The organism is Rhodococcus yunnanensis NBRC 103083, assembly GCF_001895005.1.
Taxonomy (GTDB): Bacteria; Actinomycetota; Actinomycetes; order Mycobacteriales; family Mycobacteriaceae; genus Rhodococcoides; species Rhodococcoides yunnanense.
In genome coordinates, this window is the sequence record NZ_BCXH01000001.1 from 874942 (window position 1) to 894199 (window position 19258).

The window sequence follows — 19258 nt, forward strand, 5'->3', positions numbered from 1 at the left end:
AGGTCAGACCTCCATCAAGTCGGCTTCTTTACGCTTGACCAATTCATCGATCGACGCGGTGTACTTGGACGTGGTCTTGTCCAGCTCGTTCTCGGCGCGGACGACGTCGTCCTCGCCCGCCTCGCCGTCCTTCTGAATGCGCTTGAGCTCCTCCATCGTCTTTCGACGCACGTTACGGATGGAGACCTTGGCGTCCTCGCCTTTACCCTTGGCCTGTTTCACGAACTCGCGTCGTCGTTCTTCTGTCAGCTGAGGAACGCCGATTCGGATGAGGTTGCCGTCGTTCGTCGGATTGACACCGAGATCCGAATTGCGGATGGCGGTCTCGATCGGGCCCAGCTGCGCTGCCTCGTAGGGCTTGATGACCACCAGGCGCGCTTCGGGAACGTTGATGCTCGCCAGCTGGGTGATGGGGGTCAGTGCCCCGTAGTACTCCACCACGATTCGATTGAACATGCCGGGGTTGGCTCGCCCGGTTCGGATCCCGGACAGGTCGTCACGTGCGACGGTGACCGCCTTCTCCATCTTTTCCTCGGCGTCGAAGAGAGCTTCGTCTATCACGGCCTGTCCTCCATCGTCCTCGTTCGTGTTCGAGCGTGTCCAAGCATGTTCTCGGTACTGGTCACGACGTGACCAGCGTTCCGATCCTCTCACCCGCGACGGCGCGAGCGATGTTGCCCTGCGTCAGGAGGTTGAAGACCATGATCGGCATCTGGTTGTCCATACACAGGCTGAATGCGGTGGCGTCCGCGACCTTCAGCCCCTTCTCGATGACCTGGCGGTGGCTGATCGAGTCGTACATCGTGGCGTTCGGGTCGAGCCGCGGATCCGCCGAGTACACCCCGTCGACGGCCTTGGCCATCAGCAGTACCTCGGCACCGATCTCGAGGGCACGCTGAGCTGCAGTGGTATCGGTGGAGAAGTACGGCATTCCCATGCCCGCACCGAAGATGACGACGCGCCCCTTCTCGAGATGCCTGCGGGCCCTCAGCGGAAGGTACGGCTCGGCGACCTGTCCCATGGTGATGGCGGTCTGCACGCGGGTCGCAACCCCCTGCTTCTCCAGAAAGTCTTGCAGTGCAAGGCAATTCATGACCGTTCCGAGCATACCCATGTAGTCGGAACGAGATCTGTCCATGCCTCGTTGTTGCAGTTCGGCTCCGCGGAAGAAGTTTCCGCCGCCGATGACGACGGCAACTTGAACTCCGGTGGAGACAACCTCGGCGATCTGCTCGGCGACGTTGTTCACGACATCCGGATCGAGGCCGACTTGACCTCCACCGAACATCTCACCACCCAGTTTGAGCATCACACGTTTGAATCCGGGGCGGTCGGTGGCGGGATCGGTCATTGCTCTCCTCGGTTCTCGCCTGTCGAATGCGCACGGTAAATCGGGCGCTTTCAGGCACCCTCTGTCTTATCCTGCCCTATCGGGGCCGCTCCTGACGCAACCGCATCGACTGATGTCGCGTAGGACCGACACAGCCGGCCCACCGAGGACACTGCGGCCCCACACGACGATGCCGTTCGCTCGACCGGAGTCGAACGAACGGCATCGTCGGTGAAATGCTGGTGACTCGCGATCAGCTCGCGCCGACCTCGAAGCGTGCGAATCGAGTGATCTTCACGCCTGCCTCGTCGAGAATTGCCTTGACGGTCTTCTTCGAATCCTGAACGGAGGACTGCTCGGTCAGAACGACGTCCTTGTAGAAGCCGTTGACGCGACCTTCGACGATCTTCGGCAGTGCCTGCTCGGGCTTGCCCTCCTCGCGTGCCGTCTCCTCGGCGATACGACGCTCGGAAGCGACGATCTCCTCGGGGACCTCGTCGCGAGTGACGTACTTGGCCTTGAGTGCTGCGACCTGCATCGCTGCGCCGCGAGCGGCGTCGGCAGCAGCCTCGCCCTCACCGGTGTACTCGACGAGCACGCCGACGGCGGGCGGCAGGTCGGCGCTGCGCTTGTGCAGGTACGTTGCAACCGGTCCGTCGAAGGACACGACGCGACGCAGTTCCAGCTTCTCGCCGATCTTGGCCGAGAGCTCGCCCAGTGCGGCATCGACGGTCTTGCCACCGAGATCGAGAGCCTTGAGGGCCTCGACATCGGCAGGCTTGCCTTCGGCTGCAGCTGCTGCCACCGAATCGGCGAAGTTCTGGAATTCTTCGTTCTTGGCGACGAAGTCGGTCTCGGAATTGATCTCGACGAGAACGCCGCCCTTGGCGACGACGAGGCCTTCGGCGGTGTTGCGCTCGGCGCGCTTGCCGACGTCCTTCGCGCCCTTGATGCGGAGCTGCTCGACTGCCTTGTCGAAATCTCCGTCGGTCTCGGCGAGAGCGTTCTTGCAGTCCATCATTCCGGAGCCGGTGAGCTCGCGGAGCCGCTTGACGTCAGCGGCGGTGTAGTTCGCCATGTTGGGCGAGCCTCCTCGAATGCTGTGGGTGGGCAAAGCTTGTCGATAACTTCTCGGCTTGCAGAAAAGGCCCCGATCGGCCTGGTACGACGCCGATCGGGACCTGTTCGATCAAGCCTGCGTTGCGGGTGCTTCTGCGGCAGGTGCGTCAGCGGCAGGTGCGTCAGCGGCAGGTGCGTCAGCGGCAGGTGCGTCAGCGGCGACGGGCGCCTCGGCTGCAGCTTCCTGAGTTGCCTCGGCTGCGGGCGATGCCTGTGCCAGCTGCTCCAGCTCCCACTCTGCGAGCGGCTCGCCTGCACCGACCTCGGGCTTGGCGTCGGTGCTCGTGTTCTGTCCGGCCCGTGCCTGCACGCCCTCGGCGACTGCGGATGCGACGACCTTGGTCAGCAACGCAGCAGAACGAATCGCATCGTCATTACCCGGGATCGGGTAGTCGACGACGTCGGGGTCGCAGTTGGTGTCCAGGATCGCGATGACCGGGATCTTCAGCTTGCGAGCCTCGCCGACGGCGATGTGCTCCTTGTTGGTGTCGACGATCCAGATGGCCGAAGGAACCTTGGCCATGTCACGGATACCACCGAGGGTGCGATCGAGCTTGGTCATCTCACGCGTGAGCATGAGGATTTCCTTCTTGGTGCGACCCTCGAAGCCACCGGTCTGCTCCATGGCCTCGAGCTCCTTGAGGCGGAGAAGACGCTTGTGGACAGTCTGGAAGTTGGTGAGCATGCCACCGAGCCAGCGCTGGTTCACGTAGGGCATACCCACGCGAGTTGCTTCAGCGGCGATGGACTCCTGTGCCTGCTTCTTCGTGCCGACGAAAAGAACCGTTCCACCGTGGGCGACGGTCTCCTTGACGAACTCGTAGGCCTTGTCGATGAAGGTCAGAGTCTGCTGCAAGTCGATGATGTAGATGCCGTTGCGGTCGGTGAAGATGAATCGCTTCATCTTCGGGTTCCAGCGACGGGTCTGGTGTCCGAAGTGTGTGCCGCTGTCGAGCAGCTGCTTCATGGTTACTACAGCCATGGCTGAATAACTCTCTTTCGATTGCCGGTTGACGCAGAGTGTCGTTTGACCTCTGCCCTGGCGACCGCTGGCTACCGGACCCACGTACGAAAGAGGGACCGCCGGTAGCCGTGCTGCGCGAACACCACCGAAGTAGTGTTCATGCGACGCGGACGCGCGAAGTCGACCCATGCGGGCACAGGTCGCTCGGCAAGTGTACGACCTCGACGTCCCGCAACATAACCGGACCTCCTCGTCAAGCCCGCATTCGAGAATGTGGATGAATTCTCGCGCTATCCACAGTTATCGTTTCGATATCTTGCGCCGGATCGCAGTCGACGACGCTGAGAGCGTGAAACGCCTGTTCTCGATACTCGCCGTGGTGGTGTTCTGCGCCGCTGGTGCACCCGATGCCGCGGCTGATGCCTCCGCCGACTTCTCGTGGCCGTTGTCACCTCGCCCCGACATCGCCGCCACGTTCGATCCGCCCGAGTTCGACTGGTTGCCCGGACATCGCGGGGTGGACCTGAGCGGAACCGAGGGGCAATCGGTTCTGGCGGCGGGTGACGGCGTCGTCGTTCATGCAGGTCTCGTAGCCGGGAAGCCCGTGGTCTCCATCGACCATTCCAATGGACTGCGCACCACGTACGAACCCGTGGTCGCGTCGGTCGCGGCGGGTGATCGGGTCGCACGCGGCGACGTCGTCGGCACGCTCACCGCAGGCCACGGGGCGTGCTCCCCGGCCTGCCTGCACTGGGGAGTCCGCCGCGGGCGAGAGTATCTGGACCCACTGAGGTTGGTGCGTCCGACACCGATCAGGCTGAAACCGTTTCAGCCGTCGTGATTGCGGTGGTCAACGCCAATTGGCGCCGGAGTGACGACCGGACGCCACTGGAAAATCGTCGGCAACCATCGCGGCGAGCTCGACGAACGCGGAGCGCGTCTGAGGACGAAGCAGGTTCAGGTCGACAACGGCGCCTTCGGCCAGGTGCTCGTCGAACGGCACCACGAGCACCGCGCGGCATCGTTCGAGGAAATGCTGCGTCAACAGGTTCATGTCCACCGTCGACGAACCCGGTCGCACCGAACTGATCACCACGACGGTGCGCTCGACCAGATGGCCGTAACCGTGCAACTGAAGCCAATCGAGTGTGGCGGCGGCGCTGCGAGCTCCGTCGACGGCCGGCGAGGACACGAGAACGAGCGCATTTGCCAACTGGAGGACGCCGTTCATCGCCGAATGCATGATGCCGGTTCCACAGTCGGTAAGGATGAGGTTGTAGTACACCTGCAGCATCTCGATCACCGACCGGTAGTCCTGCTCGCCGAACATTTCGGACGCCGCTGGATCACGTTCACCGGCAAGCACTTCGAGACGACTGGGCGCCTGCGACGTATGCGCACGAATATCGGAGTAACGCCGGATGTTGGGTGCGTCCGCGAGCAGATCACGGACCGTCGACGATGTCTGGCGCGGGACACGCTCACCGAGTGTGCCGAAGTCCGGATTCGCATCCACTGCGATCACACAGTCTCCGCGCAATGAGGCGAAGGTCGACCCGAGCCCGAGCGTCGTGGTGGTCTTTCCGACGCCGCCCTTGAGCGAGAGGAACGCGATCCGATAGTCACCGAGCACGGGTTGTCTGATCCGGTCGACCTGGTTTCGGTAGCGCTCCTCGGCAGTGGATTCGCCAGGATTGATGACGCCGCCGGTCAGCCGGTGTACGCCGCGCCGCCAGCCCGACGTCGATGCCCTGCGCGGGCGCTTCAGGAGCGCATCGGGCGCGAGGTCCTGGCTTGTCGGCGGATAGAACTGACCGGTGGGGACGGGGCCGGTCTGCGCCCGCTCGCCTGCCGCCGACTGTTCGAGCTGCGGGCCGCCGGGCGCCGACCACGGCGGAGTCCAGTTCTCCCCGCGCTGCGAGCCGGTGGTGTCGACGGCCTCGCCTGCAGGTGAGGTGTACTTGGGCGGCGGCTGACGATCCGATCGAGGCGACTGCCAGGGCGGGGGCCGACGATCGGAGTTCACCGGGTTCGTCCCGATCGGGGGCACGCGGTCGACGTCGGATGCCGACCTGACCTGATCGATGGGTACTGCGGTGGACCGAAATTGCCGACCTTGACCCGTGTGATCATGAATCGACCACGCGGCTGACGTGCCTTGTGGTTTTTCGCGGTCCACGGTCCCCCCGTATCCGGATTTTCGTGTTCGTTTTCGGACGCGGCCGTCCGTACAGCCGACAATACTTTGCATGCGGTTTGTTTCGCCACGACGCTACCAAATCGCCGAAGCCCGCCCACCCTGGACGGGTCATGCGCGCGGATGTGCACGGTCGTGGACCGCACGAAGCCGGTCCACCGACACATGCGTGTAGATCTGCGTCGTCGAGAGCGATGCATGCCCGAGCAGCTCCTGCACCACGCGCAGATCTGCACCCCCCTCCAGCAGATGCGTGGCGGCGGAGTGGCGGAGGCCGTGTGGTCCCATCTCCGGGACTCCCGGTACCGATGCGAGCACCTCGTGCACAGCGGTGCGCGCCTGTCTCGGATCGATTCGGCCACCTCGCCGCCCGAGGAGCAGCGCACTCGCCGATCGGTCGGTGGCCAGACGCGGGCGTCCGTAGGTGATCCACGCATCGAGAGCGCGGGACGCAGGGAGCCCGTACGGCGCGGACCGCTCCTTGTCGCCCTTGCCGATCACGCGAACCAGCCGTCGCCCGGTGTCCACGTCGTCCACATCGAGTCCACACAGTTCACCCACCCGGATGCCGGTCGCGTACAACATCTCGACGATCAGTCGGTCTCTGAGCGCGATCGGATCCAGTTCTGCTGCACCCGATTCCGCCGAGGCCAACGCCGCCGAGGCCTGATTCTGCTTGAGCACCGTCGGCAGCGCTCGCTTCGCCGACGGAGAAGCCAGCCGAAGGGCCGGATCCGCGTCGACACGGCCCGTTCGCGTCAACCACGCAGTGAAGACCCGAGCCGAGGATGTTCGACGCGACATCGACGATCGCGCCGACCCTGCGCGAGCCTGCCCTGCCAGCCACGATCGCAACAGCCGGAGATCGATGTCGCCCACATTCACCGAGGAGCGCTCGACGACGAGGTAGTGCAGCAAGGACTCCGCGTCCGAAACGTACGCACGAATCGTGTGGAGGGACCGTCCCTTGGCGAGCTCGAGGTGTTCGGCGTACTCCTCGAGATGAGCACTCAACGGAGGCGGGAGTGCGTCGGCCATGAACCAACAGTGACCTGTCGACCCCGTCGTGGCAACACGGCGCGCCGGTACCCCTGGAGCGGCACGCTAGGCGTTCGAACCTGCTTCGGCTTCCGCCAGTTCACGCTTCCATACCCGGAAGTTCTCCTCGGTACGGCCCCGTCGCCAGTATCCGGAAATCGAGGCCCACTCGGCGGGCACGCCCCGCTCCTTGCGAACGTAGCTGCGAAGGTTGTGCATCACTGCCTGCGCCTCGCCGTGAATGAACACCTGGACCTGCCCCGGCAGCCACTCGGTACGTCGGACAGCATCGATGAGCGGCGCATTGTCTCCGGCCTTGTCCTCCGAGACCTCGTTCGATCCGGCACCGCGATGAATCCACGTCACATCGACGAGGGCGAGAGTTTCCATGTAGATCTCGTCCTTGCGGTCCGCGACCTCGACGAAGACCTTCGCGATCGCATCTTCCGGCAGCGCCTCCACGGCAGCCGAGATCGCAGGAATCGCCGACTCGTCTCCTGCGAACAGGTGCCAGTCCGCATCCGCGCGCGGTTTGTACGCCCCGTTCGGCCCGTACAGTCCGATGGTGTCTCCGGGCTTGGCGTTCGCTGCCCACGGGCCTGCGACGCCTTCGTCGCCGTGCACGACGAAGTCGATGGCGACCTCGCGGGCATCCTGATCGACGGATCGAATCGTGTACGTCCGCTTGATCTCGTCGTCCTCGGGTCCGAAGGCGAGTTTGACGTAGGAGTCGGTGTAGTCGACCGGTTCGAAGTCCTCGAAACCTGGATCGCCGAGATACACACGCTGCATGTGGGGTGTCAGTGCCTCTGTGCGAAGGACGGTCAATGTCGTCTTGCGTCGTGCCACCTGTTTCAGCCTTTCCGAGCTGTCGAGCGTTCCGTGAATGTTCCGGTGAGTAAGCGTTACCTAAATAGGCTACCGGCATGTTCGCACGCGGTGCGCCGTCACGCTCTGGCCAGACGGAACCAACCTGTCTCGTCGCTGGCGGCGAAACCCTCCAATTCGAGCAGCGGGAGAACCGATCTGACCTTGACCAGGGGCAGCGCCGAGCGTTCCGACAGCTCCACGGGCGACACCGATCCCGAGGCCGGCAGTGCCTCGTACACGAGCAGAGCCGATTCCGACAACGCGTCGATGTCGCGAAACATCGACGGCCGCCCGTCCCCCACATCACCGATCGTTCCGATCTCGGCCACGATGTCGTGTGCATTCGCCACCAAACGCGCCTCCCCCTCACGGATCATCCGGTGGCAGCCTTTCGACGACGCCGATGTGACCGGCCCTGGCACGGCGAGGACGGGCCGTCCCAGCTTGTGTGCCCATGCAGCTGTGTTTCTGGCACCGCTTCGCCATCCTGCTTCGACGACGACCACGGCGGACCCGAGTCCTGCGACGAGTCGGTTTCTGGCGAGAAAGCGGTGCTTGGCCGGCGTAGTGCCCGGTGCGTACTCGCTGATCACAGCACCCGATTCCTTGATGCGTCCGAGTAGACGCGCGTGTCCCGACGGATATGCGCGGTCGATGCCGCACGCCAACACCGCAACGGTTGCACCACCGACGCCGAGTGCCGCACGATGCGCGGCGGCGTCGATTCCGAATGCAGCACCGGAGACGATCGTCCATCCGTCCACCGCCAGATCACCCGACATCTCGGCGGTCACGTGTTCGCCGTACGCGGTCGCGGCACGCGTCCCGACCACAGCCACGGAGCGCTCGCACAGTTCGTCGAGCGATATGCCCCCGAGGACCCACAGCGCGAAGGGTGCACTCTGATCCGACGCAGTGGGCATTCCTGCGCCGTCGAACGAGAGAAGCTGCCACGCGGGCCACTCGTCGTCGTCCGGCGTGATCAGGCGCCCTCCCAGCGCCGAGATCAGGTCGAGATCGGCCGCGGCCGTATCGATGTGTGCGCGGACCTGAAGCCGCTCGCCGAAACGTCCGCGCTCGAGTTCGATCCGAGCTGCCTCGGGTCCTGCGTGCACCGCGAAGTCTGCGAGTTCGCGGTGCGGCCCCTGAGCGACACGTGAGAGGTATGCCCACGCGAGCTTCCTTCGATCGTGATCGGTCACATCGTCCCCCTGTCTCGAAAGTCCAGAGCTGCGCCGACCTCGTCGATCCCCGGCATACTCGTTCCGGCCAGGTCCGACAGAGTCCACGAGACCCGAAGTGCTCGATCCGCGCCGCGCGCGGTGAGCGAACCGTTTCTCAACGCCCGCTCGATCGGCCGCACTGCATCTCGGGACAGCGTGAACTTCTGACGCAGAGCTGGACCGGGCACCTCGGCGTTGGTACGCCAGCCGTACTCGCGCCAGCGTTCTGCTGCCGCATCTCGTGCACCGGTGACTCGGGCTCGCACATGCTCGGTCGACTCGCCGATCTCGTCGGTCAGCGCACCCGAGGCAACAGCCATCATCGTGATCCGAAGGTCGACCCGATCGAGCAACGGACCCGACAACTTCCCGAGGTATTTCCGCCTGACCGTCGGCGCGCATACACAATCGGAGTTTCTGGCCGGTGCGCATGGACACGGATTCGCCGCGAGCACCAGCTGGAACCGCGCCGGGTATCGGGCGACACCATCGCGTCGGGCAATCCGAATCTCTCCGTCCTCCAACGGCGTTCGCAATGCTTCGAGCACTTTCGGTCCCATTTCCGCGCACTCGTCGAGAAACAGAACTCCGCGGTGCGCCCGGCTGACCGCCCCTGGCTTTGCCATTCCTGTGCCGCCGCCCACCATGGCACTCACTGTCGTCGAGTGATGCGGGGCGATGAACGGCGGCGAACTGATCAACGGGTGATCGCCGGTCAGCGTTCCCGCAACCGAGTGAATCGCAGTCACCTCGAGAGATTCCGTTTCGGTCAACGGTGGGAGGATCCCTGGAAGCCGCTGCGCCAACATCGTTTTGCCGATTCCCGGCGGACCCGTCAACATGACGTGGTGCGCACCAGCCGCTGCAACCTCCAGTGCCCAGCGGGCCTCCGGTTGTCCGACCACTTCGCTCATGTCGGGATACGTATCCGGTTCCCCCCACGCCACCGGCATCGGCTGGCACAGTGCTCCGTCTCCACGAAGCCAGGCGACGGTTTCCTTCAACGAACGCGAACCGAGCACGTCGATGCCGTCCACCAGACCTGCCTCGGCCAGCCCCGCCATCGGGACGACCACGGACGACCAACCGGCCTTCTTCACCGCGAGCACAGCCGGTAGGACTCCGCGCACGTGCCGCAGGCGACCATCGAGCGCCAACTCACCGAGGAATACCGTTCGGCGAAGAGATCCACGAGGGATTTGCTTGTCCGCATCCAGTACGGCCAACGCGAGCGCCAAATCGTAGACCGATCCGACCTTGGGTAGCGTGGCCGGCGACAACGCCAGTATTACTCGCGAATCCGGCCACTTCCCACCGGAATTCGTGACGGCGGCTTTCACCCGATCACGCGACTCGTTCAACGCGGTGTCCGGCAATCCGACCAGATGAACCCCTGGCAGCCCTCGCCCGATGTCCGCTTCGATTTCGACGACCTGACCGTCGACGCCACTGACCGCCACCGAGAACGCTCGCCCCAACGCCATCAGAACGCCCCGCGTCGGTGCGAGATCACCGGGTCGCCGTCGTACGAGATCACGATCGCCACCACGTCGAATCGCAGTTCGACCCAGGGACTTCCACGTTCCTGCAGCCACGCCAGCGCCAACGTGCGAATTCGTTGCTGCTTGGCGAAGGTCACCGACTCGGCAGGCGTCCCGTACCCCGTCCCTGAACGGGTCTTCACCTCCACGAAGACCATGACGGCACCGTCGCGAGCCACTATGTCCAGCTCACCGTGCCTGCACCGCCAATTACGATCGACGAGCTCCATACCGCCGTCGACCAGATGCAGCGCCGCCAGTGCCTCGCCGCGAGCCCCCAGTTCCGCCTTCGACATCGTCTCCCCCAAGTGATCGTCGGCTCGCTTTGCCGAACCGATCACCTGACGATCCGCTGCGCGGCAGGGCCGAATTCTGGGAAAACCCAGGTCGAGAATTACCCTGTGGACAACGCCGACACCTGTGGACGAACGACGCTGCCAGAGGGCTGCGCCGACAGCGGATGTCGGACCGATCTGCTAAAGGGCGCGAGGGCGTCGTATAACCACCACATTGTTCCGCCCGTTTCGGTCACCGAGAAACAACGTATCCGCGCGAGCCACATCACCGATCCGAATTGCGTCACCGAATGGATACGACGATGCCCCCGACCGTCTTACGGTCGGGGGCATCGAGTGCCGAAATCATGCGAACAACAGATTCAGTGTGCTGCCTCGTACGCCGACTGCACGTCCTGGCTGATTCGCCCTCTCGCACTGACGTCGTAACCGTTGTCGCGAGCCCAGGCACGAATGTCCTGCAGGTCCACCTTGCCCCGCGCAGGTGCGGCGCCGGCTTTCTTCACTCGACGCCCGGATACCTTCTCCGCGTGCTCGATCCAGAAGGCCAACTGCTCGTGCAATTCGTTCGCATGCTTCAGGTTCAGATCGATGCGGTACTGATTGCCGCCGATCCCGAATTCTATGGTCTCGCCTTGTCCATCCTTGATAACCGACCCATCGACATCATCGATCATTTGAACGAGTGTCTTGCGCGCCATGTCCGAACCTCTAACAGTCAAGGGATTGTATTATGAATACATTTGTACCACTCTATCCGCTGCCAGTACAAACATCCGAGAAATTCACAGAATTCATCGAACTCGAATACCGGAAGGATTTGCGCGCACCGTCTCGCAGCCGAAACAATTTGTTCCAGCAAATCCACTGCAATGCAACGGTATTCGAACTCGAAATCGATTCATTGCTTCAGAATCTGCCATAGAACCTGCCCGACGACGAGGCACACCGCGACCACGCCGATCAATTGCGCGCACATCACCAGATTCTTCCGCGACTTCCGACGCCCCAGTAAGTAGATCGCTGCGGCCAGAACCAACAGCCACGGCGTCACCGACATCGGCGCCTACTCCGGCAGTCTGAGATCGGGCTTGTCGAGTTCCTCGATGTTGACGTCCTTGAAGGTGATCACGCGAACATGCTTGACGAAACGGGCAGGGCGATACATGTCCCAGACCCACGCATCGGACATTCGCAGTTCGAAATAGATCTCACCATCGGCGTTGTGCGGAATCAGTTCGACGGAGTTGGCAAGATAAAAGCGTCGCTCCGTCTCGACTACGTAGTTGAACTGGCCGACGATGTCCCGATACTCCCGGTACAGCGAGAGCTCCATCTCGGTTTCGTACTTTTCGAGATCTTCGGCACTCATCGGTTTCTTCTCATCCTTTGTCGAATTGCGTGAACGTCAATCATCGCGCACTACTGTTGCCGTGGTCCATTCGGCCCGACGCGGGCGCCACCGAGGCGGCCCGTCCCGCTGCCGCAGCCGACACGTTCGCATAGGACATGCGGTGCTGCTCGCAGGGTCCGAGCCGAATCATCGCCGACGAGTGGGCCTTGGTGCTGTACCCCTTGTGAACGGCGAAGCCGTATCCGGGAATCGCCGCGTCCATCTCGACCATCACTCGGTCGCGCGATACCTTCGCCAACACGCTCGCTGCCGCGATGCACGCAGCTGTCGCATCACCGCCGATCACGGGCAACGACGGTGCAGGCAGTCCTGGCACCCGGAAGCCGTCGGTCAGTACGTAACCAGGGGTCATACCGAGGCCTGCCACCGCTCGGCGCATGCCTTCGATGTTGGCGACATGCAGCCCGATCCGATCGATTTCCTCGGCATCGATGAACACGACGCTCCACGCGAGGGCGAGACGCTGGATCTTGGGAAACAGTTCCTCGCGCCGCTTCTCGGTCAGTTTCTTCGAGTCGTCGAGATCGGCCAATGATGCGTACGGTTTCGGGCCGAGGACGCACGCCGCGACGGTCAGCGGTCCCGCGCAGGCTCCGCGGCCGGCCTCGTCCACCCCTGCGACAGGCCCGAGACCGTTGCGGTCCAAAGCCGCCTCCATGGTTCGAAGCCCCGAAGAGCGCCGAATGACGGGCCGCGGTGGCCACGGGTTCCGACCCCTCGTACGGCTGGTGCTCGTTCTACCCACGTTCCCCGCTCGGCTCACTGTCCTCGAAATTCACTGTCCTCGAACTTCACTGCCCTCGAACTTCACTGCCCCTGGATGTCGGGCGAATCGAGTGTGCCCCATCGCGACGGCGGAAGAGCGATGACGAATGCCCGGCCGATGACGTTGTCCACCGGCACTGTTCCCATCAGCTCGTCCGACACATGGAATCTGGAGTCCGCTGAATTGCTGCGGTTGTCACCCATCACCCACAGATTTCCTTCGGGAACCGTGACAGCCGAGAAGCAGCGACCCGACTTGATCTCGGTGTCGCATGTCATGACTCCCGGAGTGAACGGAAAGTCCATCTGGATGTAAGGCTCGTCGAGCGGCTTACCGTCGACGAGAACGCGTCCTTGGTCGTCGCAGCATTCCACCGTCTGGCCGCCGGTTGCGATGACTCGCTTGACGAGGTCGTTCTCGTCGGGAGCGACGACACCGATCAACGATCCGACTTCCTCCGCGCCGCGGATGATCGCGTTCGACGAACGGGTGGAGGTGAATTCGCTGTTCCACGAATCCGGTCCCCGGAAGACGACGACATCGCCGGGCTTCGGGTCACCGAATCGATAGCTGATCTTCTCCACGACGATGCGGTCACCGGTGCATCCCGCGCACCCGTGCAGCGTCGGTTCCATCGATTCGGACGGAATCAGATACACCCGGGCGACGAATGTCTGAAGCAGAAAGCTCAGCACGAGTGCCACCAGGATCAGAATCGGCAACTCACGCCAGAACGAACGAGGCTTCTTCGCACGTTTCGTAGGTTCGGGTTCGTCAGCGTTCGAGTCCGAAACGACATTCGGATCCTGCGGGGAATCTGCCACCGCACCAGATTAGCCGCACTCTCCTACCGCGAAGGACGGTGCGTCGAATCGGCCCATCACGACAGGGACGAATCGGGCGAAACACAAACGCCGCACCACCCCGAACGGGGCGATGCGGCGCGGTGGACGCTGGAAACAGCGATCAGCGCTTTTCCTTGATCTTGGCAGCCTTGCCCCGCAGATCACGGAGGTAGTACAGCTTCGCGCGACGCACGTCACCGCGGGTGAGGACGTCGATCAGCGAGATGTTCGGGCTGTGAACCGGGAAGGTGCGCTCGACACCGACGCCGAAGGAGACCTTTCGAACGGTGAACGTCTCACGGACGCCACCACCCTGGCGGCGGATCACGACGCCCTTGAAGATCTGCACGCGCTCCTTCGATCCTTCGATAACCTTGACGTGCACGTTGAGCGTGTCGCCGGGGCGGAAGTCGGGAACGTCGCTGCGCAGCGACTTGTTGTCCAAGAAGTCCAGAGTGTTCATCGGTGGGGCCATCCTTGCGTTCTTCGCACGAGCAGAGGAACCGAGCGGCGCCGCGAACTGACACGGAACTCGGCTGGTTCGTACTCCGATTAGGTCTGTGCCTGGTACAGGCAACCCAACTATTGTGCCAGACCGAACCACCGGTCGCGAAATCGCCCCGATCTAGGCCGAAGTATCGCTGCGTTGCGGGGTCGAGGACGGGGCTGCCGCCGGTTGTACGGTCCTGTCCAGCACGTCCTCGGTCGCAGCGACGGCGTGGTCGATGCTGGGTTTACCCGCAATAAGATCCTGCAGGTAGATCTTCACCCGAATCGCCGGGCGTCGTATCTTCCGTTCCCTACCCAGGGAACGTTCCATCTTCTTCGGCCTCACGGTGTAACGCCAGCGCGCCCACGGAGCACCGGGTCGACTCAACCTCAACGCCCCGACGATCAGGATCGGCACGAAGAACAATCCGACCAAACCCGTCCAGATCTTCCCTTTGAGAACGACGACAGCGCACAGCCCGAGCTGCACGAAAGCCAGAGCCACATATCCGACGCGCACCCACGCGTCCGGGCTGCGCCGAATGTCGGTCACGTTCAAGAGCTCGAGCGGATGGAAACCGAGCAGTAGCAGACCTGTTCCGGCAACCGCCACGAAGACCGCATCGATCGACGTGCGCCCCTGCTCCGACCAATAGACGTCCTTGAGGTAGAAGATCAGCGCGAACTCGTCGAGAACCAACGCTGCACCTACCCCGAACAGCGCGGCGAGTGCCGCACCCGACTCCTGAGTGCCGTCCTCGAAGACCGCGATGAGCGTGATTCCGGACACGAGCATCAGCACGATCCCGAACACCACGTGGTGGATATGCTGCCCGCCCGGAGTGATGTTGCCCGGCCACCACTTCACCTGAGCCCGAATCATCCTGACGCTCAACCGGATCAAAAGGAAACCAACGACGAACCCCAGGAGGAAACACAGCAGTGGGAGACGACCGTGGTCGATGATCTCGTGATGCAACCATCTCACGACCGCCGCGACTCCTTCCGATTCTCCGCAGGTCGAATTCCCTGCACAGTGCGCTCCCGCAGGATCGACGCCGTCGCCGATCCTGCCGAAGTCGAAATGCTACTTGCCGAACCCTGCCTTCCGTAGCGCGTCGGCCATCGACCCGCCGGCGGGCGTGCTCTCCTGACGCCCACCACCGCTTCGATTGTCACGACGTTGCCCCTGCGGACGGCGGTCCTGCTGCCCACCTCCGCGCGGTGCACCACCCGATCCGCCGCGGGGCTTCTCCTTCGCCGCGGCACCCGGCTCGTCGTCGAGACGCAGGCTCAGCCCGATCCGCTGACGAGGAATGTCGACCTCCATCACCTTCACCTTGACCACGTCGCCCGACTTGACGACCTCACGCGGATCCTTGACGAAATTGTGCGACATCGCCGATACGTGGACCAATCCGTCCTGGTGAACGCCGATGTCCACGAATGCGCCGAATGCCGCCACATTGGTGACGACGCCTTCGAGGGTCATGCCCGGCTCCAGGTCGGCGACCTTCTCGATACCCGCAGCGAACGTCGCGGTCTTGAACTCCGGACGTGGATCGCGGCCTGGCTTCTCGAGTTCGGCGATGATGTCCGTGACGGTAGGGATACCGAAACGTTCGTCGGCGAACTGCTGTGGACGCAGACCGCGGAGGAGTGACGAGTTCCCGATGACCTCACGCACCCCGACGCCTGCGCTGTCGACGATTCTCCGCACGACCGGGTAGGACTCCGGGTGCACGCTCGACCGGTCGAGTGGATCATCGCCGTCCGCGATCCGGAGGAATCCTGCACACTGCTCGAACGCTTTGGGGCCCAAACGTGCAACATCTTTCAGCTTGGAACGGCTGGCGAACGGCCCATGCTGATCGCGATGCGCCACGATGCTCTCGGCGAGCGATCCTGCGATTCCGGAGACCCTGGACAGTAGGGGCACCGAAGCGGTGTTCACATCGACCCCGACGGCGTTCACCGCGTCTTCGACGACAGCGCCCAGCGATCGAGCGAGCAGAGACTCGGAGATGTCGTGCTGATACTGACCCACTCCGATCGACTTCGGATCGATCTTGACCAGCTCGGCCAGAGGATCCTGGAGCCGTCGAGCGATCGACACCGCGCCGCGGATCGACACGTCGAGGTCGGGCAGTTCACTCGATGCGTATGCCGAGGCGGAGTACACCGACGCCCCCGCTTCGGACACGACGATCTTGGTCAGGCCTGCAGCGGGGAACTTCGCGATCAGGTCGGCGGCCAGCGCATCCGTCTCGCGTGACGCCGTTCCGTTGCCGATGGCGATCAGCTGTACCGAATGCTTCGCGGCCAGGGCGGCGAGCGTCGCCACTGCTTGATCCCATTTGCCCTGCGGCTTGTGCGGATAGATCGTGTCGTAGTCGACGACCTTGCCGGTCGAATCGACGATCGCTACTTTTGTTCCTGTTCGGAATCCAGGGTCGAGACCCATCGTGGCGCGGTTGCCTGCGGGCGCAGCGAGCAGAAGGTCCTTGAGGTTCGATGCGAAGACGTCGACCGCATCCTTCTCGGCCGACTGCCGCAGCCGCATACGAACATCGATCCCGAGCGTCACCAGAAGCTTGGTTCGCCACGCCCATCTGACCGTGTCGAGCAGCCAACGGTCGGCGGCGCGACCCCGATCGGCGATGTCGAATTTGTAGGCGATGCGGCCCTCGTAGACGGTGGGCACTCCCGGAGGAGTTTCTTCCTGCTCTGGTTCGAGACCGAGAGACAAGACCTCTTCCTTCTCGCCCCTGAACGCAGCGAGAATTCGATGCGACGGAAGTCGCGTGTACGGCTCCGAGAACTCGAAGTAGTCGGCGAACTTAGCGCCTTCCTCTTCTTTGCCCTTACGTACCGTCGAGGTCAGCTGCCCACGCGTCCACATGAGCTCGCGGAGTTCTCCGACGAGATCGGGATCCTCGGCAAATCGCTCGACCAGGATGGCCCGTGCGCCATCGAGCTGGTCGGAGTCGTATTTCGCGGGATCGGTATTCGGATCCGTGATGAGCGCATCCGCTACGGGCTCGTGACCCGCCTCGCGCGCGATCTGCGCCTTGGTGCGACGCTTGGGCTTGAACGGGAGGTAGATGTCCTCGACGCGCGACTTGGTCTCGGCGAGCATGAGCGACTGCTCCAGCGCCTCGTCGAGTTTGCCCTGCGAGCGGATCGACTCGAGGACTGTATTGCGTCGTTCGTCGAGCTCACGCAGATACCGCAGCCGTTCCTCCAGCTGCCGCAACTGAGCGTCGTCCAGCATTCCGGTGACCTCTTTGCGATACCGGGCGATGAACGGAACCGTCGAACCGCCGTCCAAGAGATCCACCGCAGCGCGGACCTGTTCCTCCCGAACGTCGAGTTCTTCGGCTATGCGTATGTTCACAGTTTTGAGAGCAATCGTCACGGCGCCCGACCCTACAGCTACTGTGGGACACGTTCATCAGTGACCAGCGCAGGAGAACAGAACATGTCCAGGCCGATGCAAGTCCTGGCCGTTTCGTGCGCAGCTCTTCTCGCCGCCGTTGCGCTTCTGTTCGCAGGGTGCAGTGTTCCCGAGGACTCCGAGCCCACGGACACCGGCGCCACCACCGAGTCACCGTTTCCCGACACCGACACAGTCGATGACCTGGCCCTGGATTCGCGCATACCTGCTGCCATCGCCGCGGCGAGCGGCCGCGGCGCCGAGGTCGACTTCGCGCTCCTCGATCGACGCACAGGTGCTTATTTCGCCAGCGGCGACACCGATCAGGTCGAGACGGCGTCCGTCTCGAAGCTCTTCATCGCAGACGACGTGCTCCACGGCGCCGATATCGCGCAGGTTCCCGTCGCCGACGACGACATGGAGTCTCTGAAGACGATGTTGAAATCTTCCGACGACCAGGCCGCGAACAATCTGTGGGACAAGTACGGCGGGAACGACATCATCGACCGGGTGACCCAACGCTACGGTTTGACCGCCACATCGCCGCCGTGGGACGGGCTGTGGTGGAACACGGAAACGACTGCGGGAGACATCGTCGCGTACTACACGCGCATGATCGATGGTGCCGGTGGACTGTCCCCGGCGTCGGCATCGACCATCATCGGTCTGCTCCGTGAGTCGACGCCTGTTGCGACAGACGGGTATCACCAACACTTCGGCATCGTCGACGGATTGCCGTCCGAACCCGTGTACGCGGTGAAACAAGGCTGGATGTGCTGCATCGCCGACCGATGGGTCCATCTGTCGACGGGAACTGTCGGCGTGGACAACCGCTTCGTCATCGCATTGATCTCGCGCGAGGACATCCACTACGAGGACGACATGGATCACTACCCGGACACCGCGGTCGTCGACGTCACCGACGACAGCAGCGCTCAGCACGCGCGTGACACACTCACCGGAGTAGTGGCGATGCTGTTCCCGGACGGACGAGTCGACTAGTCCTGTAGTGAGCCAGCCCTGTAGTGAGCCGGTCCTGCAATAGGTCAGTCCTGCAGAAGATCCGGGCGGCGATCCTGGGTACGGAGCATCGATTGGTCCTTGCGCCAAGCCGCGATCTTCGCGTGATCGCCGGACAACAACACGGCGGGCACGTCGTGTCCACGCCAGCTCACCGGTCTGGTGTAGCTGGGGCCTTCGAGAAGTCCGTCGGAGAACGAATCCTCTTGGTGGGACTGCTGATTGCCGAGCACACCGGGCAGCAGACGGACGACGGCCTCGCTCATCACCAGAACTGCCGCCTCACCGCCGATCAGCACGTAGTCACCGATGCTGACCTCTTCGACGCGGACACGTGTGGCTGCGTCGTCGAACACGCGTTGGTCGATGCCCTCGTAGCGCCCGCACGCGAAGACGATGTGACGCTCCTGCGACCAGCGTTCGGCCGTGCGCTGGGTGAAGGGAACGCCTGCGGGCGTCGGCACCACCAGAAGCGAATCCTCGGTGAGGACGTCGTCGAGCGCATCGCCCCACACGGTGGGTTTCATGACCATGCCGGGGCCGCCGCCGTACGGGGAATCGTCGACGGCCTTGTGCACGTCGTGTGTCCACGATCGAAGATCGTGGACACCTACCGAGACGAGTCCCTTGTCGATCGCCTTGCCCAGCAATGCGGTGCGAAGGGGATCGAGGTATTCGGGAAAGATGGTGACGACGTCGAGTTTCACGAA

Annotated in this window: 21 protein-coding genes; 2 read left to right on the plus strand and 19 right to left on the minus strand. The window is 63.3% G+C overall.

The window, feature by feature from the left end; genetic code table 11:
* Positions 1–3 precede the first annotated feature (3 nt).
* The 4 genes from frr to rpsB form a co-directional block, all read right to left on the minus strand.
* Complete coding sequence (gene frr, locus RY1_RS03965; RefSeq protein WP_072802141.1) at positions 4–561, minus strand: ribosome recycling factor; 558 nt, start codon at positions 559–561, stop codon at positions 4–6.
* A 61-nt stretch (positions 562–622) separates the two neighbouring features.
* Positions 623–1351, minus strand: a complete 729-nt coding sequence (gene pyrH / locus RY1_RS03970; RefSeq protein ID WP_072802142.1) for a UMP kinase — start codon at positions 1349–1351, stop codon at positions 623–625.
* A gap of 232 nt (positions 1352–1583) precedes the next feature.
* Positions 1584–2408: a translation elongation factor Ts gene (gene tsf, locus RY1_RS03975; protein ID WP_072802143.1), complete on the minus strand. Its 825-nt coding sequence runs from the start codon at positions 2406–2408 to the stop codon at positions 1584–1586.
* A 111-nt stretch (positions 2409–2519) separates the two neighbouring features.
* A complete protein-coding gene (gene rpsB / locus RY1_RS03980; RefSeq protein ID WP_072802144.1) occupies positions 2520–3431 on the minus strand; it encodes a 30S ribosomal protein S2 in 912 nt (303 codons plus the stop codon).
* A 331-nt stretch (positions 3432–3762) separates the two neighbouring features.
* Between rpsB and RY1_RS03985 the strand changes: the two genes are divergently transcribed.
* Positions 3763–4254: a M23 family metallopeptidase gene (locus RY1_RS03985; protein ID WP_371829438.1), complete on the plus strand. Its 492-nt coding sequence runs from the start codon at positions 3763–3765 to the stop codon at positions 4252–4254.
* A gap of 9 nt (positions 4255–4263) precedes the next feature.
* Here the strand turns inward: RY1_RS03985 and RY1_RS03990 are convergent, their stop codons facing one another.
* From RY1_RS03990 to RY1_RS04050, 14 genes are all read right to left on the minus strand, one after another.
* Complete coding sequence (locus tag RY1_RS03990) at positions 4264–5181, minus strand: MinD/ParA family ATP-binding protein (protein ID WP_139279725.1); 918 nt, start codon at positions 5179–5181, stop codon at positions 4264–4266.
* A 540-nt stretch (positions 5182–5721) separates the two neighbouring features.
* Complete coding sequence (locus tag RY1_RS03995; protein WP_072802146.1) at positions 5722–6648, minus strand: tyrosine recombinase XerC; 927 nt, start codon at positions 6646–6648, stop codon at positions 5722–5724.
* Positions 6649–6714: 66 nt separating this feature from the next.
* Complete coding sequence (locus RY1_RS04000; RefSeq protein ID WP_072802147.1) at positions 6715–7497, minus strand: siderophore-interacting protein; 783 nt, start codon at positions 7495–7497, stop codon at positions 6715–6717.
* A gap of 98 nt (positions 7498–7595) precedes the next feature.
* Positions 7596–8720, minus strand: coding sequence for a DNA-processing protein DprA (dprA, locus tag RY1_RS04005; protein ID WP_072802148.1), 1125 nt, complete (start codon positions 8718–8720; stop codon positions 7596–7598).
* Positions 8717–10225: a YifB family Mg chelatase-like AAA ATPase gene (locus RY1_RS04010; RefSeq protein WP_072802149.1), complete on the minus strand. Its 1509-nt coding sequence runs from the start codon at positions 10223–10225 to the stop codon at positions 8717–8719. The genes dprA and RY1_RS04010 overlap by 4 nt, the downstream gene beginning before the upstream one ends.
* Positions 10225–10578 (minus strand): YraN family protein, encoded by a 354-nt coding sequence (locus RY1_RS04015; protein ID WP_072802316.1) that lies wholly within the window; start codon positions 10576–10578, stop codon positions 10225–10227. Before RY1_RS04015 ends, RY1_RS04010 begins: the two co-directional genes overlap by 1 nt.
* Positions 10579–10940: 362 nt before the next feature.
* A complete protein-coding gene (locus RY1_RS04020) occupies positions 10941–11279 on the minus strand; it encodes a histone-like nucleoid-structuring protein Lsr2 (protein ID WP_072802150.1) in 339 nt (112 codons plus the stop codon).
* Between the two features lie 200 nt (positions 11280–11479).
* Positions 11480–11638, minus strand: a complete 159-nt coding sequence (locus RY1_RS30050) for a hypothetical protein (RefSeq protein WP_169914555.1) — start codon at positions 11636–11638, stop codon at positions 11480–11482.
* Between the two features lie 6 nt (positions 11639–11644).
* On the minus strand, positions 11645–11950 hold the full coding sequence (locus RY1_RS04025; protein WP_068428573.1) for a DUF2469 domain-containing protein: 306 nt from the start codon (positions 11948–11950) through the stop codon (positions 11645–11647).
* A gap of 40 nt (positions 11951–11990) precedes the next feature.
* Positions 11991–12650, minus strand: a complete 660-nt coding sequence (locus RY1_RS04030) for a ribonuclease HII (protein ID WP_245819471.1) — start codon at positions 12648–12650, stop codon at positions 11991–11993.
* 149 nt (positions 12651–12799) lie between these two features.
* On the minus strand, positions 12800–13582 hold the full coding sequence (lepB, locus tag RY1_RS04035) for a signal peptidase I (RefSeq protein ID WP_072802152.1): 783 nt from the start codon (positions 13580–13582) through the stop codon (positions 12800–12802).
* Positions 13583–13724: 142 nt separating this feature from the next.
* Positions 13725–14066, minus strand: coding sequence for a 50S ribosomal protein L19 (gene rplS / locus RY1_RS04040; RefSeq protein ID WP_072802153.1), 342 nt, complete (start codon positions 14064–14066; stop codon positions 13725–13727).
* Between the two features lie 162 nt (positions 14067–14228).
* Positions 14229–15080 carry a hypothetical protein gene (locus RY1_RS04045; RefSeq protein ID WP_072802154.1) on the minus strand — a complete coding sequence of 284 codons (852 nt, stop codon included), beginning with the start codon at positions 15078–15080 and terminating at the stop codon, positions 14229–14231.
* Positions 15081–15179: 99 nt separating this feature from the next.
* Positions 15180–17510 (minus strand): Tex family protein, encoded by a 2331-nt coding sequence (locus RY1_RS04050; RefSeq protein WP_072802155.1) that lies wholly within the window; start codon positions 17508–17510, stop codon positions 15180–15182.
* A gap of 63 nt (positions 17511–17573) precedes the next feature.
* Here RY1_RS04050 and RY1_RS04055 point away from each other — a divergent pair, with 63 nt between their 5' ends.
* The gene (locus RY1_RS04055) at positions 17574–18530 is read left to right on the plus strand and encodes a serine hydrolase (protein WP_072802317.1); all 957 of its coding nucleotides are present in this window, start codon (positions 17574–17576) and stop codon (positions 18528–18530) included.
* Positions 18531–18574: 44 nt separating this feature from the next.
* Here RY1_RS04055 and trmD read toward each other — a convergent pair whose 3' ends face one another.
* On the minus strand, positions 18575–19255 hold the full coding sequence (gene trmD / locus RY1_RS04060) for a tRNA (guanosine(37)-N1)-methyltransferase TrmD (RefSeq protein WP_072802156.1): 681 nt from the start codon (positions 19253–19255) through the stop codon (positions 18575–18577).
* Positions 19256–19258 lie beyond the last annotated feature (3 nt).